12 protein-coding genes are annotated in these 14,173 nt (G+C 61.8%); 4 read left to right on the top strand and 8 right to left on the bottom strand.

The annotated features are described in order from the left end of the window. Positions 1-135 precede the first annotated feature (135 nt). Positions 136-735 (top strand): NAD(P)H:quinone oxidoreductase, encoded by a 600-nt coding sequence (gene wrbA / locus JQ558_RS05485; protein ID WP_212275696.1) that lies wholly within the window; start codon positions 136-138, stop codon positions 733-735. A 295-nt stretch (positions 736-1,030) separates the two neighbouring features. After that, positions 1,031-1,978 carry a DUF5996 family protein gene (locus JQ558_RS05490; RefSeq protein WP_212292934.1) on the top strand — a complete coding sequence of 316 codons (948 nt, stop codon included), beginning with the start codon at positions 1,031-1,033 and terminating at the stop codon, positions 1,976-1,978. A gap of 7 nt (positions 1,979-1,985) precedes the next feature. Here JQ558_RS05490 and JQ558_RS05495 read toward each other — a convergent pair whose 3' ends face one another. The 4 genes from JQ558_RS05495 to JQ558_RS05510 all read right to left on the bottom strand — a co-directional run bounded on the left by JQ558_RS05495 (position 1,986) and on the right by JQ558_RS05510 (position 5,513). Next, entirely contained in the window at positions 1,986-2,840 is an 855-nt protein-coding gene (locus tag JQ558_RS05495) for a protein-L-isoaspartate O-methyltransferase (protein ID WP_212292933.1), read from the bottom strand. A gap of 150 nt (positions 2,841-2,990) precedes the next feature. Next, the gene (locus JQ558_RS05500) at positions 2,991-3,185 is read right to left on the bottom strand and encodes a hypothetical protein (protein ID WP_212292932.1); all 195 of its coding nucleotides are present in this window, start codon (positions 3,183-3,185) and stop codon (positions 2,991-2,993) included. A 167-nt stretch (positions 3,186-3,352) separates the two neighbouring features. Further along, the gene (locus tag JQ558_RS05505; protein WP_212292931.1) at positions 3,353-4,549 is read right to left on the bottom strand and encodes a GNAT family N-acetyltransferase; all 1,197 of its coding nucleotides are present in this window, start codon (positions 4,547-4,549) and stop codon (positions 3,353-3,355) included. Between the two features lie 13 nt (positions 4,550-4,562). Beyond that, positions 4,563-5,513 (bottom strand): hypothetical protein, encoded by a 951-nt coding sequence (locus JQ558_RS05510; protein WP_212209572.1) that lies wholly within the window; start codon positions 5,511-5,513, stop codon positions 4,563-4,565. A 257-nt stretch (positions 5,514-5,770) separates the two neighbouring features. Between JQ558_RS05510 and JQ558_RS05515 the strand changes: the two genes are divergently transcribed. After that, the gene (locus tag JQ558_RS05515; RefSeq protein WP_212292930.1) at positions 5,771-6,862 is read left to right on the top strand and encodes a glycosyltransferase; all 1,092 of its coding nucleotides are present in this window, start codon (positions 5,771-5,773) and stop codon (positions 6,860-6,862) included. Positions 6,863-6,865: 3 nt separating this feature from the next. On the opposite strand, the gene JQ558_RS38075 is transcribed toward JQ558_RS05515, so the two are convergent. The 4 genes from JQ558_RS38075 to JQ558_RS05535 all read right to left on the bottom strand — a co-directional run bounded on the left by JQ558_RS38075 (position 6,866) and on the right by JQ558_RS05535 (position 12,218). Further along, on the bottom strand, positions 6,866-8,179 hold the full coding sequence (locus tag JQ558_RS38075) for an O-antigen ligase (protein WP_212292929.1): 1,314 nt from the start codon (positions 8,177-8,179) through the stop codon (positions 6,866-6,868). After that, on the bottom strand, positions 8,176-9,177 hold the full coding sequence (locus tag JQ558_RS05525; protein WP_212292928.1) for a glycosyltransferase family 2 protein: 1,002 nt from the start codon (positions 9,175-9,177) through the stop codon (positions 8,176-8,178). Before JQ558_RS05525 ends, JQ558_RS38075 begins: the two co-directional genes overlap by 4 nt. Before the next feature lie 169 nt (positions 9,178-9,346). Further along, complete coding sequence (locus tag JQ558_RS05530; protein ID WP_212292927.1) at positions 9,347-10,270, bottom strand: glycoside hydrolase family 26 protein; 924 nt, start codon at positions 10,268-10,270, stop codon at positions 9,347-9,349. Between the two features lie 52 nt (positions 10,271-10,322). Then, positions 10,323-12,218, bottom strand: coding sequence for an acyltransferase family protein (locus JQ558_RS05535; protein WP_212292926.1), 1,896 nt, complete (start codon positions 12,216-12,218; stop codon positions 10,323-10,325). A gap of 511 nt (positions 12,219-12,729) precedes the next feature. Here JQ558_RS05535 and JQ558_RS05540 point away from each other — a divergent pair. Further along, on the top strand, positions 12,730-14,169 hold the full coding sequence (locus tag JQ558_RS05540; protein WP_212292925.1) for a lipopolysaccharide biosynthesis protein: 1,440 nt from the start codon (positions 12,730-12,732) through the stop codon (positions 14,167-14,169). Positions 14,170-14,173: the final 4 nt, after the last annotated feature.

The raw sequence follows: 14,173 nt of genomic DNA on the forward strand, positions 1-14,173 counted from the left end.
CCTCGTCATGCCCGGGCTTGGCCCGGGCATCCACCCCGCTCCGCGAGAATCTTCGAAGCCGATGGATTGCCGGGTCAAGCCCGGCAATGACAGCTACCAATTAACAACCACCTACAACCTCAAAGGAAAGCCATCATGGCCAAAGTACTCGTGCTCTATTATTCCGCTTACGGTCACATCGAGGCGATGGCGAACGCCATCGCCGAGGGCGCGCGCGAAGCCGGCGCTACCGTCGACATCAAGCGCGTGCCCGAACTGGTGCCCGCCGAGGTCGCCAAGGCTTCGTATTACAAGGTCGATCAGGCAGCTCCCGTCGCCAAGGTCGAAGAACTTGCCAATTACGATGCCATCATCGTCGGCACCGGCACCCGCTTCGGGCGGATGGCGTCGCAGATGGCGAACTTCCTCGATCAGGCCGGCGGCCTCTGGGCCAAGGGCTCGTTGCACGGCAAGGTCGGCGGCGCCTTCACCGCGACTGCGACCCAACACGGCGGCCAGGAGACCACGCTGTTCTCGATCATCACCAATCTGTTGCACTTCGGCATGACCATCGTCGGCCTCAACTACGGCTTTGCCGGTCAGATGAAGCTCGATGAAGTCACCGGCGGCGCACCCTATGGGGCGACCACGATCACCGGCGGCGACGGCAGCCGCCAGCCGAGCGACAACGAGCTCGCCGGCGCGCGCTATCAAGGACGCGTGATCGCGGAGACCGCCAGGAAACTCCATAGCTAACTGCATGGCTGATGCGAGACGGGCGGCATTCTCATTTGAGATTGCCGCCCCATTTATCCATTGGGGACGATGGATTCAGCATGGTCGAACTTCTCTTTATGGCTCAACTGGTGCGCCGTCCGCTGCAGGCGATTGCACGGCGGTGGTGGTGCCGCAGTCTCTACCGCGCCTCGCGCGGCCAGCGGCGATGCCCGGAATGCACCAGATTGTGAAATCGGTCTGACGGTTTCGTGGTACGAAACGGATTCGTGATACGGAATCCACCACTCGCTTTTCACCGATACGGGGTTTAGGCATGAGCAATTTTTCGCAACCCCCGTGGCCGGAATTGCCGACCGCGGCGTGGCGTGACACCTATGCGACGCTGCATCTCTGGACCCAGATCGTCGGCAAGATCAGGTTGAGCAAGACCCCCTGGCTGAACCATTCCTGGCATGTGGCGCTCTATGTTACTCCGCGCGGGCTGACGACGTCGCCAGTCCCGGACGGCACGCGAACGTTCCAGATCGATCTTGATTTCATCGATCACGTCCTGCGCATCTCGACCAGCGATGGCGCGAAGCGGCAGTTTGCGCTTTCGGGAAAATCGGTTGCCAGCTTCTACGCCGCCACCATGATGACGCTGACCGAGCTGGACATTTCCGTCACCATCGACGAAATGCCGAACGAACTACCGGACCCGGTCCGGTTTTCGGAAGATAACGTCCACGCTTCCTACGATCCCGAAGCGATCAAGGACTTTCTGCAGATTCTCGTGAACTGCGATCGCGTCTTCAAACAGTTCCGCACCGGATTCCTCGGCAAGGCCAGCCCGGTGCATTTCTTCTGGGGCAGCTTTGATCTGGCGGTGACCCGCTTCTCCGGCCGTCGCGCGCCACGTCATCCCGGTGGCGTACCGTATCTGTCCGACGACGTCGCCTGCGAGGCCTATTCGCACGAAGTCAGCAGCGCCGGCTTCTGGCCGGGAAGCGGCGCGATCGATTATCCCGCGTTCTACTGCTATGCCTATCCGGAGCCTGCGGGCTTTCGCGCGACGAAGGTGCGGCCCGACGCGGCGTTCTTCAGCGAAGCGCTCGGCGAATTCATCCTGCCCTACGATGCCGTGCGCACGGCTGATGATCCCGACCAGGCGTTGCTGGATTTCCTGCAAAGCACTTATGAAGCCGCGGCGATTTCAGCGAAATGGGATCGCGACGCGCTGGAATGCGACTTGGGCCAACCCGGCGTGGTGCGGCAGGTCTAGGCGCGGATCAATTCTCGTGGACAGCGTCGGCTTCTGCCGTTGAAAGCCACCAGCCATCGCCGGCAAACCAGCAGGTGTCGTCGATGGCGCCATCGAGCCGGAGCGACCGCACGTCTTCCCACCCCTGCAGAAACGCCTCCGTCAGGCGGCGGCCGGCATCCTCGTCCTGAAGACCGATGCAGCCAATAAACTGTGCCCGGCCACGGAACCTTGCCGGCCAAACCGCACCCTGATCGGGACGTGTGACCAGCAGCATCCCGCCATGCACACCCGCGGGCGCAAGCGGAAACAACAGCCGGCCACCGCGACGCAACGCATCGAGCCACTGTTGGGCTGGCTGGGCCGCACCGGCACACACGTAGATCAAATCCGCTTTCGGCAGATCCGCCGCAATGCCCGATTTTGACTGAACATTCACCTGTGGCAGGTCTTTCAGGTTGTCGCGCGCGCGATCCGCCAGGCCTCCGTCAATCTCATAGGCGTGCACCTGCCCGCGCGGCCCGACGAGTTGTGCGAGGATCGCGGTGTAATATCCCGTGCCCACGCCAACTTGTAGAACCGTCTCACCTTCCTTCAATTCGCAGCCATCGAGCCAATAAGCATGCGCGCTGGGCATTCCGATATTGAGATGTTGCGCGCTATCCAGCGCGACCAGCGTATTTTGATAGATAAACGCCGGATCATCGTTCGGGGTCGTTACGTAATCATGCGCGCCGAGCGCAATCAGCCAGGGCCCCGGGCCCACAAACGGTTCGCGCTTGACTACACGAAAGGCCTGTTCAATCCGGGAATCGCGGACCTTGGCGGCGGCGCAGACAAGGCTGGCATAGAATGAATGCAGATTTTCCGACCGCTCTTGCATGATCAACTTCCGGCATTGCGATGCTCGATCCTATTCGAGGCTGTCGCCTGCAGGAAGCTTCGCACGATGGGCAAAAACCGGGAAGCGCCGCCATCACGGCGAAACGGGATCGCGATATGCGTTCCAAGTCCAATCGGAAATGAAGCGGCGCTAATGCTGCAATTGCGGCTTCACGACCGTCTGCCGAACTTCGGCGCCGCAGTCGGCGCATTCAAAGGTGAAGTCGATCTTCGCCATGCTCCAATGCGGCTCGACGTCCCTTACAAACATCGGAATCCCGATGCAGCTCGGACAAATGACGAAAGCTGGCTCGATGTCGTCGTGCTGGTGGATATAGGCTGGCATGTCGGCACTCCCCACGGAAGCATTCAGCTGTAGCCCTTGACCCGACCATCAGCATACGCCGCTGCACTAAAGGCGATCATGAACTCTTGCGAACACAGGTAGAACAGCCGCACAATCCTGCCCAGTGTGACAGATTTGCACGACCGTGTCGTCTCTGCCACAGCGCGTCAGTTCTCTTCGCGCGGCAAGGGTTTACCGGGCGCCCGCTTCAAATAGGCGCTGAGCTTCGGATAGTTGCGCAGCTCGCGCGCGGCGCGGTCGCGCAATGCGTAGGGCAACCCGCGCAGGCTCAAGGCGGCGCTGATGTCGACCAGCGGCAGCGGTGTCACGCCAAAACGCCGCTTATAGTCATAATCGCCCACGCTGAAGTCGAACTCGCGCACGCCGTCGCTGTGCAAGGCGGCCATGGTACGTTCGATGACCAGCCGGCCCGGCGAACAACTCGACCATTTGTCGCCGGCATTGCTGACCCGCAGCATGACGTAGCGTGACCCACAGCGAACGCCGAGCAAGGTCGCGACGACTTCCTCGCCGACCGTCAGCGCCGACAACACGGCATAGCCCTCGCCGACGCCATCACGCACGAGGTTTCGATAGAAATCGGCACAGGCCCCGTCGCCGAGGATGAAGTTTACCCCTAGATGTTGCATCCGGGCGCTCTGTTGCGCATCCAGGGCGGCAAGAACGCGCAAGGCTTCGTCGTTCTCTCCTGCGATCTTGAATGTAGCGCCGGGATAGGCCGTAAACGCGCGCCAGCACCGTTCGAGAACCTTGCGCACGTCGCGCTTCAGCGAACGCTTGTACTGGTCGAAATCCTCGCCTGTGGTGACGAGATTGCCGTTTAGCGAGCACGGCCCGGCTCCATCCAGCATCGCCAGCGGATTGGATCCGCCCTGCAGATCGAGCGGCATTTTCTTGAAGCGAATGAGATCAGCGCCGCCAGGCAACCGGCGCAACGCCAGTCGCAGCTCGCGCCACAGGATGGCTGCCGCCTTTGGTTCGCGCGGCGCGGCCGGTCCGAGCAGCGGCGCGTTGTAGTCGGTCAGTTCGAGGTCGGCGAACTCCACGACGCACATGCGCTTCAGCTTGCGCCTGATCAGCGGCAGCAGCAGCGCGACTTCCCCTGTCGCACGATCCCTGACGGTTGCAACGAGTGGCTCGATATCCGGCTGTCCGGCGAACGCGCCATACCATGCCGCGAGCCACTTCTCGTGCTGGAAGATGGTCGTCTGTCCGCGACGATACGCACCGTCCCAGTTACCTGCGACGGTATCCCAATTGTCGAACTCCACGGAGAACGCCGCAACCTGCGACGTGCGGTTCCGCCCCACGTGCCGTGCTGCGTCGTTTGTCAGTGTTGTCACAATCAAGCCGCCTTCATGCCGCCCTGGAAAGATTGTTGGAAAGATCGACCACCTGCTCCGGATGGTCGTGGTCGAGCCGGAATTCGATCTCGTTCCGCGCCTTGCGCTCGCGCTTGATCCAGGACGTGTTGCGCAGCGCCTTCTGCATCACCGCCTTGCCCCAGAACGCCGGCCCCTTGAGCGAACGGCTCTTGGGCGTATATCCGAAGCGATTGCGCAACAGACCGTTGGCCAGATTGACGATCCGGGTCCGCCTGATCTCTTCATTCTCGTAACCCACCGTCATGGAGATGTTGACGGTGCCGAGATTGTCGACGCGATGCGGCGCGTTCAGCGGCCAGTTCAGCATTTGCCCAGGCTCGAGATCGAGCACGGTCGCATAGCGATCGTACCATTCGTGATAGGGCATATCGAGTTCGAGCTCGAACAGCTGGATGTCCTCGAGGTTCTTCGGAGTCACGAAGGGAGGGTTCGACGGATAGATATGGACGCGCTTGCGGCCGGCGATTTGAATCAGGCTCTGGCCGGGAAGATCGGCGTGGTAGTGAACCTGCGCCTTCGGCGCCGAGAGCAGAATGCCGGCGTTGTACTGGTGCGGCAGCGCGAAGTGCGGGACCTTCTCGCCGATTTCGGCGAACATCTGAGCCAGCAGGTCGCTGTAGCGGGAGTCGATATCCGAAACCATGCGCAGGTTGAGCCACAGGTCGCCCCTGGAAATCGCGTCGATGACCTGATGGCCGCTGAAATTGCCGATATCGCCGTGCCGCCAGATACGCTTGTCGCCCTTCACGCCGGTCTGCATCAGGCTGTAATGCTCGCGCGGATAATTCTCAATCAATGCGGCAAGCTGATCCATCGAGAACAACGGCGACTTGTGCATGTTGTGCGCAAGCCGGATTGGTTGGTGTCCCCACAGCACCGAATGGGTGTCGTCCCAATTACTGAAAATGCGATCTGCCGCCATCGTCCAACTCCTTTTGACCAAATTTTTTTCGCCCGGATGACGACCGATTTCGGCTGCGTCCTGCACGCTGTCCCGAAATCTCAGATGGCTGCCACGCCGTCGGTCATCCGATGTCCCGTTATGAGACGGCCGGATCACCTTCGCGCTCCAACTGGCAAGAAGGATGCCGCAGGGGTGTCGCACCCACTTACCGGACGATAAGGTCTGGGATGTATGGCTAACGCTGGCATAACCGAGAGAGCGCCGGCGACCCCACGATGGCTTCAGAACCGCAATATCGGGCGCTGTTTCTCGGCGCGGGACCGCAAATGCAGTGCGGCGTCGGGCAATTCACGCGATTGCTGGGCGAGTGGATCGAAAAGGCCGAACCCGGCAGTTGCACGACGTTAACCCTGACGCGATCGGAAGGGTCATTCACCGAAATCTGGGGCGCCGTCGGCTCCGCACGGAGCGTGGTCTGCAACTTTCCGATCGTGGCCTGGAAGCGCGTGATGTTCACACCGCTGCTGGCGATGGCCATGGCGCGGCTGCGGCGGCGCAAAACTGTCCTGATTCAGCACGAATGGGCCGGGCTGCATTGGCTGCGCCGGATCACCTATATCCCGGCCCTCCTGCTCGCCAACACCATCGTCATGTTCTCGCCGCTGGTGCGGCGGGAACTCGCCGAGGATTCCCTGGTGGGCTGGACCGCGAAGAAATGCGTGCTGGCCCCGCTGCCGCCGAACATAGAGGCGCCTGCAGGGATGGCGGCTTCGGACTTGCGCCGGCGTCTCGTTGCAGCAAGGCAAGACGGCCGGCTGGTGATCGGTCATTTCGGCTCGATCTATCCGGCCAAGCAACCCAATGCGCTGCTGGAGATCGGCGCGATCCTCAAGCAGCGTGGGCTGCGGCCACTGATCGTCTATGTCGGCTCCTTCATCCGCGGCACAGACAATGTCGAGGAGGAATTCCATGCCCGCGCCACCGAACTCGGGATCGCCGATGATGTGATCGTGTCCGGCTTCGTCGCCTCCGATCACGAGGTGTTCGGGCTGTTCGGCGCGGTCGACGGGTTCTGTTATCCGCTCGACGAAGGGCTCACCGCGCGCCGCTCCAGCGTTCTTGCCTGCGTGCAGGCCGGCCGGCCGCTGATCGTGACCGGCCCCGCGCTGCCTGACGAATTCGACCATCATGCGCGCTTCAAGGAATTGATCGATCGCGGCGCCATCGTGCTCGTGCCGCGCGGATCGAGCGCGGACGCCTACGCCGATGGCATCGTTGCTGCGCTGAAACGGCCGCCGGTGCAGGCCGCGTTCGACTTCGATGGGTGGTGGCAGGACGTCGCGAACGCGGTTCGCGCCCAGCTCTAAGCCTCACTCCCGGACGCGAAATCGCGCCAGATAGTGCAAGCCGAACACCGCCACCAGGAAGGTGAACCACAGGGGATCGGCGCGGTCGAGGAAGAAGCTCTCCATCGCCGACAGATAGAGTCCGAACAGCCAGATGCGCAACAGCGCCATCGCCAGCGGACCATTGTTGCCGCCCTGATCGGCTTGCTGGAAATTCCGTAGCGGCACGATCACCAGCACGACGACGAGCAGGATCAGTCCGGGCAGGCCCATGCCGAGCGCGGTATCGAGATAACCATTGTGGCTGTGCGCCGCGAACGCGGCCCATTCCTTGCCCGCCGGCAACTCCTCGAACGCCTTGCTGCCCCAAAACGCCACGAAGCCGTAGCCGGTTGCCAGCCGCTGCCGCAGCGCGTCCAGCGCAAAATTCCAGATGTCGGTACGGCCGGTGAAGGTCGAATCCAGCGGCAGCAGCTTGGCGACCGCAGCCAGACCTTCGCTCATGACGGTGCCGACGCTGAGCATGTTCAGCAATAGCAGCGGCGTCAGGAGCAGGATCGCCCGCACCCAGAACGAGCGAAACACCGAGGTAAGCGAGGTCAGCAGCAGCACGGCGAAGCACAGCGTCAGCGAACTCTTGCCGGCGGCATGAAACAGAAACAAGGAACTAAGGCCGATGATGACCGCGCCGGACAGAAGTGCGCCGGAGCGCGCGATGTAGATACCCAGGAACAGCAGCATCGCCATCACGCCGGCTGCCACGTTCTTGTGACCGAAGGCGCCGCGCCAGTCGCCGGCAAGAAGCGGCTCCTGCGGATCGGTTGCCTGATGGATCGCAAACTGCGGCGCCAGCAGGATTCCGAGGTAACAGACCGCGAGCAGGATCAGCGCTGCGATGCTGAGCAAACGCATCAGTTCGCTTTGCGATTTCGGCAACAAAAACATGGTCGACGTGACGGCGATAACACACGCCGTCAAAACAAACCGCCGCATCGATGTGGCGGGATCGACCGACAGAACCACCGTCACACAGACCCATCCGGCAAACAGCAAGAACGATGGCGTCAGCAAAGTCGCCAGCCCGCGCATGTTGTTGCGCGCCGCGAGCGCAATCATCAGCACCGCGAGGGCGCCGAACACCAGATAGGTCGGCGCCTCATTGCCGGTACTGACTTCGCCGATTTGTATGTCGCCGAGATCGGCGAACGGCCGCAATGAAATCCATGCCAGCACCAACGCTCCGACGAACGCGGCGCAGCGAACGACATCCAGCACTTGCTGCCGCCAAACCCCTCCTGCGACGATACGAAGCTGAGACGTGATGGCGAGTTGGCTCACGTGATCTTCGAGGCCTTGTAGGGTTGAGGTTCGATGCCGATTGCGGCCAGCACGCTCCCGATTGCCACCGTCATCGGATGCATCGCTATGATGCGGTCGCGCTCCGTCAGGGCCGCCCGCGCGGCCTGGAGAAACGACAGCGGAAACGCCGCCAGCAATTTCAGCGTCAGCCTGGCGCGCAGCCAGAGTGTCGGTGTCGCCTTGCGCTGGACGTGATAATTGATCGCGCCGATCCGCAAGCCGCGGCTGATCAGCCAGCTGAGCCTGGTTCGGCTCGGTGGCACCGTCTCGCTGATCGTGGCCTCCGCCACCCAGTGAAACCGCATACCCAGACGCAGGCAGCGGTAGAAGAAATCGGTGTCGCCGCCGCCGAGGAAATTGAAACGCAGATCGAACGCCGGGGCGTCGACGCGCTCGAACACCGAGCGCCTGATCAGGCAATTGCCGCAGCCATAGATCACCGGAACCGGTCCGGACGTGTCGTAGGCCGGCGCGAAGGCCGGATGACGACGCAGCCCGCGCTTTCGCGCGTCATCGAAGTCAGGCATGACCGGCCCGCCGACGATGTCAGCCCCGGTGGCTTCGGCCGTCAATATCATGCGCTCCAGCCAGTCCGGCGAGGCAATTTCGTCATCGTCGATCATCAGGAAACTTGACGCTGCCGGGAAGGTTGCCAGCGCCGTCTCGAACGCCGCGTTGATCGCATGGCAATTGCCCTGCCGTGGTTCGACCACGCAGAGACCGGGGAACTTGTTCGATGCCAGGAACTCGGTCGCAACCGGAACGCTCTCGCTCCGCAGCGCATCGTTCTCGACCATGACAACCGCAAAGCGGTGACCGGTACGCTGGCCGGCGAGCGATTCCAGGGTCTGCCGCAGATGCTGCGGCCGGCGAAAGCAGGGAATGCAGACGACGATCCCGATCGAAGCAGGATCGAGGGCCGGCGAGATCGCCGCCAGGGCGCGGGCGGCGTTCGGCATGGTGTCAGCGGTTTCCATCGGCGGGCAATCCGTTCAAACTCTGGCGCATGACGTTTGCTATGGGTCCAGACGATACAAGAGCATTGCTGCGATATCCGGTCCGACAGGATGCCTGGTGGTGGCGAATTGTTCCCGACGGTTAATGGACGGGGTTAAGTTTGAATTAAATCAGGTTCAGGCTCGGGGCTCAGCGGCTGAACAGCTTGCCGAACAGCTTCTGGGATTTGGGAAACTGCCCGTTGGAGATCCGCGTGGGCCACAATCCGTCGACGTCGAAATAAGCGGCGTAGGCGATGTTGTTCCTGTTCTTCACGAACCAGTCATGCATCTGCTGAATGAAGTACGGATTGTCGCCGAAATTGCCGACGCCCCATTCCGGATAGCTCATCGGCTTGCCGTGCCTGGCGGCAAAGTCGCGGTGCCATTCCAGGCCGAACGGCGCCTTGAGATAGAAGGTGTTCCACCGCTCTTCCGGCGAGCCCTCATGTTTGAAATCGTAGATATCCAGACCGATGTAGTCGACGACATCGTCACCCGGATAGGCCAGGTCCGCCGGCGTGTCCTGCGTTCCCCATCCCGGACACCAATCATATTTGAATGTGTCGGAGTGGCGACGGAAGATCCCGACCACGCGCCGGAACGCCGCGATGTAATCGGCTTCATGATCCTTGGCGAACCACGCCATCTGCGACAGATTCATCTCCCAGCCGAGACGGATGATCGCCCTTGGCTGCGCATCGGCAATCGCACGGGCAGCCGCCTCGAACTCGCCGTCGTGCACGCCATTGGCGACGTCGACGAGCGGCGTCCCCGGAACTGTCAGCGGCACCGACCAGACGACATTCCGCGACGGGTTGAGCTTCTTCCAGATGCCGGGAACCCAGGTCAGCTTGTGGAAATCCTCCCAATTCGCCTGGCCGTAGAAATCGACGCCCACCACCGACGATGGCGGCTGTTTCAACCATTTTTCCCAGGCCTGCAGGGTACGCTCGCGCCCAACGGGGCCCCAATCGACGAAGGCTCCGGCGAATTTTGCAGGACTGGAGTTGACGCGCGGAGCGGCGTTGCTGTCGACGCGGGCGAGCAACAGCAGGCTCAACACAAGGGCCACCAGGAAAAATACCAGGCGCCTGAGGCCAACCCGGCGGCGAGGCGCGGGACGCTCAGTTCGAAACATTAGACGTCCTCGTCAATTTGTTACCGAAGACAGCAGACAGCCTTCGGCCGACTTCGGCTGCGCCCTTGTCAGTGAGATGCCCCTCGTCGAACTGCATCGGAATATCGGCTTCGACAAACTCGTCGCAATGACCATCTCGGCAGACCGCGTCGTAGACGGATGAATAGCTCGCGCCGTGCGCCTTTACCAAGGCGCTCATGACGCGATCACGCTCCCGAATTCCGGGTGTGCGCTTCGTGCTGGCAAGGGCTGGATGGTCGCGAAGAATCCCGTCGATCAGGAGGCGTGGAAGAGCGGCGGCGTATTCGACGATCGGTCCAAGTACGACGACGTCGATTCCCCTGGATTTCAGGGTATCCAGCGTGGCCGACAGGTTCGGCAGATCCTCATCCTTCCATGAGGCAGCGAGTACGACCTTGTCGACACGGTTGTTGACGAGGAAGTCGTTGAACGCCAGTTCCATCACATCGCGGCAAGCCTTCAATCCGCCTCTCGGCTCCCCCGGAACGGCCGGGCGGCATTCGCTTGCAGTCGCCTGCAAGATGTTCACCTGCGGCATGGCGGCGGATAGCCCGGACCAGAGATGCGCGGCATGGCTGTCGCCAATGAGCAGATAATTCGGCCGCGCCGGATCCAGTTTCAGGCAGGTTTCGACATCGAACCGCTGGCGGTTGGCCGATATGAAGCAGCGTCCGGTCCGGAACGCGGCGGACGAATCGTAGGCAAGATAGGTGCCGATATCCACCACGCGTTGCGGAAAACGGTATGGCGCGCCGCCCACGACGAACACCAGGGCGCACAGCGCGAACGTCGAGCCCATCGCGGCTGACGCGGCGCCGAACACAGCGACCTTCGATGTCTGCCGCGCCATCGAACGGAACGGCAATTCGACCAGCTTCCACGACAGATAGGCGAGCCCCACCGCCAGCGTGATCAACGTCAGTTTGGTCGACGCTGCGGATTCTGCGCCGAACAGCAAATCGGTGCGCTGGAATACGATCAACGGCCAGTGCCACAAATAGAGCGAATAGGATATCAACCCGATCGCGACCAGAGGCGGCAGTGACAGCAATCGTCCGGCCATCGATATCCCGCTCTCGCTGGACGCGATTACCAGCACCGCACCGAGGCAGGCGAGTGACGTCATCAGCAGAAGCGGCACTGATGCCGATCCAAGCAGGATCACGCCAATCAGCAGCAGCAACCCGGCTCCGCCACAAATGTTCTTCCAGAACGTGGTTTCCGGCACCGGAATGAATTTGATCGCCAGCATCGCGCCCAGCGCCAGCTCCCAGGCGCGGAACGGCGTGAGATAGAATGTAAAGTTCGCATTTCTCATGCTCATGGCGATGGCTGCAGCAAACGAAATCGCAGCGATAACCGCAAACAGCAATCTGGCGCGCTTCGGAAACCGCCGATAGACAAAAAGCATCAGCAGCGGGGCGATGAAGTAGAACTGCTCCTCGACGCTGAGCGACCAGGTATGCAGCAGCGGTTTTGTTTCGGCCGGCGCATCGAAGTATCCAGAGGTCTGCGCAAAATAGGCATTGGAAACCGAGCCGATCGCGCTGGCAAGGCTCTTTGCATAGCCAATCAATTCGGCCGGCAAGAAATAGATATAGGCGAAGACGCTCGTCACCAGGAACATGACGAACAGCGCCGGCAGGATTCGCAAGATTCGTCGCTTGTAGAAATTGCCAAGCGAGAACGATCCGTTGCGGATGTCCGCATCGATCATGCCGCAGATCAGGTAGCCCGAGATGACAAAGAAGATGTCGACGCCGACGAAGCCGCCTGCGAAACCGGGCACACCGACATGGTAAAGAACCACCGGAACAACAGCGAGGGCCCGCAGCCCGTCAATATCCGCACGATACTTCATTGCAGGAACCTCGCGACGCTGCCGCAACCGCGACCGGCCTTCACCGTTTCAAAAGCGGACACTCTGGACAATCCAGGTGTGCCGAAACGGGCTGATGCCACCGCGACCTCCGCGGGCAACGGGAAATTGGCTTGGAATGGCGGACAATCTGTCATGGGGCACACTTCTGGCGATGAACATCGGCGATGCGGAGTAGCCTTCTGCAATATCCGGGCAACCTCGCCAAAAGCGCCGCTTCGCGCACGTATTGCGTTTCCATCGTGGTTACCGCGCGCGGTTAACCGGCTTGCGACGGTGAGACAAACACAGAATTAACCACATCAAATCGCGGCGACCGTTAGCGGAACCGTCCGGCACCGATCTTGCTCAAGGGTCAGGCAAAGGGATTCCGAGTCCAGAAAGCGCCCGCCTTGAACGTCATCGTCAACGAGATTTCCGAGATCGACCGAGTAGCGTCGTGCGACGCCGTGCTCGGGCGCGGAGTCACGGGCAAGCCCGCGGGGCTCGCAGCATGCTGATCGGACAAGCCAGCATCAATTTGACCGCCAATATCATCTCGGCCTTGCTGGGCCTGTTGAGCGTGTTCGTTTTCACGCGGCTGTTCTCGCCGCATGATTATGGCGTCTATCTGCTGGGCATCGGTTTTGCGTCCGTCATCAGCGTTTTCCTCGTCGGCTGGTTCCGTAATCTCATCCTGAGCGGTCACGCCCGCGACGACGGCCCCGACGTGCGCGGCCGCGTCATCTCGGGCTACCTGATCTGCTGTCTCACCGCGCCGATCGCCTATGTGCTTGGACGATTGGTTGGATTGGACACGCATGCGGCGCTGGCGGCAGTCGTGCTTTCGGTCGCGATCGGCCTGTTCGAACTGACCCAGGATCTGGTTCGCGCCCGGCTGATGGCATTTTCGGTCATGAAGGCGACGCTGGTCCGCGCCGGCGCCGTGCTCGCCCTCGGCATGATCGTGGCACTGGTCAGCCCGTCTGGCTTCCTGCTGCTGCTGTCGTCCGCGCTCGCCTACCTGCTTGCGGTGCTGGTGCAGTCGCGCACCGCCTGGCGCGGTACCAAGGTCAAGTTCGACGGCACCGGCCTTGCGGCGCTGGCGAAGACCGGCCTTCCCCTTACCCTCTCTCTCACTCTGCTCGCGATTTCCAGCGTCACCGATCGCTTCATGATCGCCAATCTGGTGGGTGCGGCGGACGCCGGCAAATATGTCGCCGCGCTCGATCTGGTCCGGCAGACCCTGATGATGCCGGCCATGAGCGCCGCCGCGGCGTTCTTCCCGATGGCGGTGCAGATTCACGCCAGCAAGGGCGACGCGGCGGTGCGGTCGCATCTGTCCGAATGCGTCGAGTTGCTGCTCAGCATCACGCTGCCGGCCTGCCTCGGCTTCGCGGTGATTTCCGCTCATGTCGCCAATATCATTCTCGGGCCGGATTTCCGCGAACTGGCGGCGCAGACCATGCCGATCATCGCGGTGGCCGTGGTCTTCCAGATCCTGACCCAGCAATATCTGCACGCCAGCTTCCTGCTCTCCGGACGCAACTCGTTCTATCTGATCAACACGGCTTCGATCATCGCGGCCAATGTGATCCTGTCCTACATCTTGGTCAGCCTTTACGGCACGGTCGGCGCGGCCTGGGCGCGGCTCGGCGCCGACGTGGTCGGATTTTCCTGCGCGCTGATCCTCAGCCGCTTTGCCTTCAAGGTCCCGCTGCCGCTCGGCCGGCTGGCGCTGATCATGATCGCCGGACTGGCGATGGCGCTGACCGTCGCGGCGCTCGACAGACACCTGCACGTCGCCGATCTCGCCGCCTGCGCCGTGCTGGCCAGTGCCGGACTCGTCACCTACGCGGCCCTGTGCTGGCTGTTCGACATCTCCCGGATTCGCGGCCGTCTGAAAACCGGCTTCGCGATGTTCCGGGCCAAATTCGCAAACATCAACGGATAAGAAC

It is taken from the genome of Bradyrhizobium sp. AUGA SZCCT0160, from assembly GCF_018130105.1.
GTDB lineage: Bacteria > Pseudomonadota > Alphaproteobacteria > Rhizobiales > Xanthobacteraceae > Bradyrhizobium.

Excerpts from the sequence above, each read along its gene's own strand:
- JQ558_RS05510 (WP_212209572.1), bottom strand. The coding sequence starts at position 5,513 with ATGGCGGCAGATCGCATTTTCAGTAATTGGGACGACACCCATTCGGTG.
- JQ558_RS05540 (WP_212292925.1), top strand. The coding sequence starts at position 12,730 with ATGCTGATCGGACAAGCCAGCATCAATTTGACCGCCAATATCATCTCG.
- JQ558_RS05525 (WP_212292928.1), bottom strand. The coding sequence starts at position 9,177 with ATGGAAACCGCTGACACCATGCCGAACGCCGCCCGCGCCCTGGCGGCG.
- JQ558_RS05535 (WP_212292926.1), bottom strand. The coding sequence starts at position 12,218 with ATGAAGTATCGTGCGGATATTGACGGGCTGCGGGCCCTCGCTGTTGTT.
- JQ558_RS05515 (WP_212292930.1), top strand. The coding sequence starts at position 5,771 with ATGGCTTCAGAACCGCAATATCGGGCGCTGTTTCTCGGCGCGGGACCG.
- JQ558_RS05500 (WP_212292932.1), bottom strand. The coding sequence starts at position 3,185 with ATGCCAGCCTATATCCACCAGCACGACGACATCGAGCCAGCTTTCGTC.
- wrbA (WP_212275696.1), top strand. The coding sequence starts at position 136 with ATGGCCAAAGTACTCGTGCTCTATTATTCCGCTTACGGTCACATCGAG.
- JQ558_RS05495 (WP_212292933.1), bottom strand. The coding sequence starts at position 2,840 with ATGCAAGAGCGGTCGGAAAATCTGCATTCATTCTATGCCAGCCTTGTC.
- JQ558_RS05490 (WP_212292934.1), top strand. The coding sequence starts at position 1,031 with ATGAGCAATTTTTCGCAACCCCCGTGGCCGGAATTGCCGACCGCGGCG.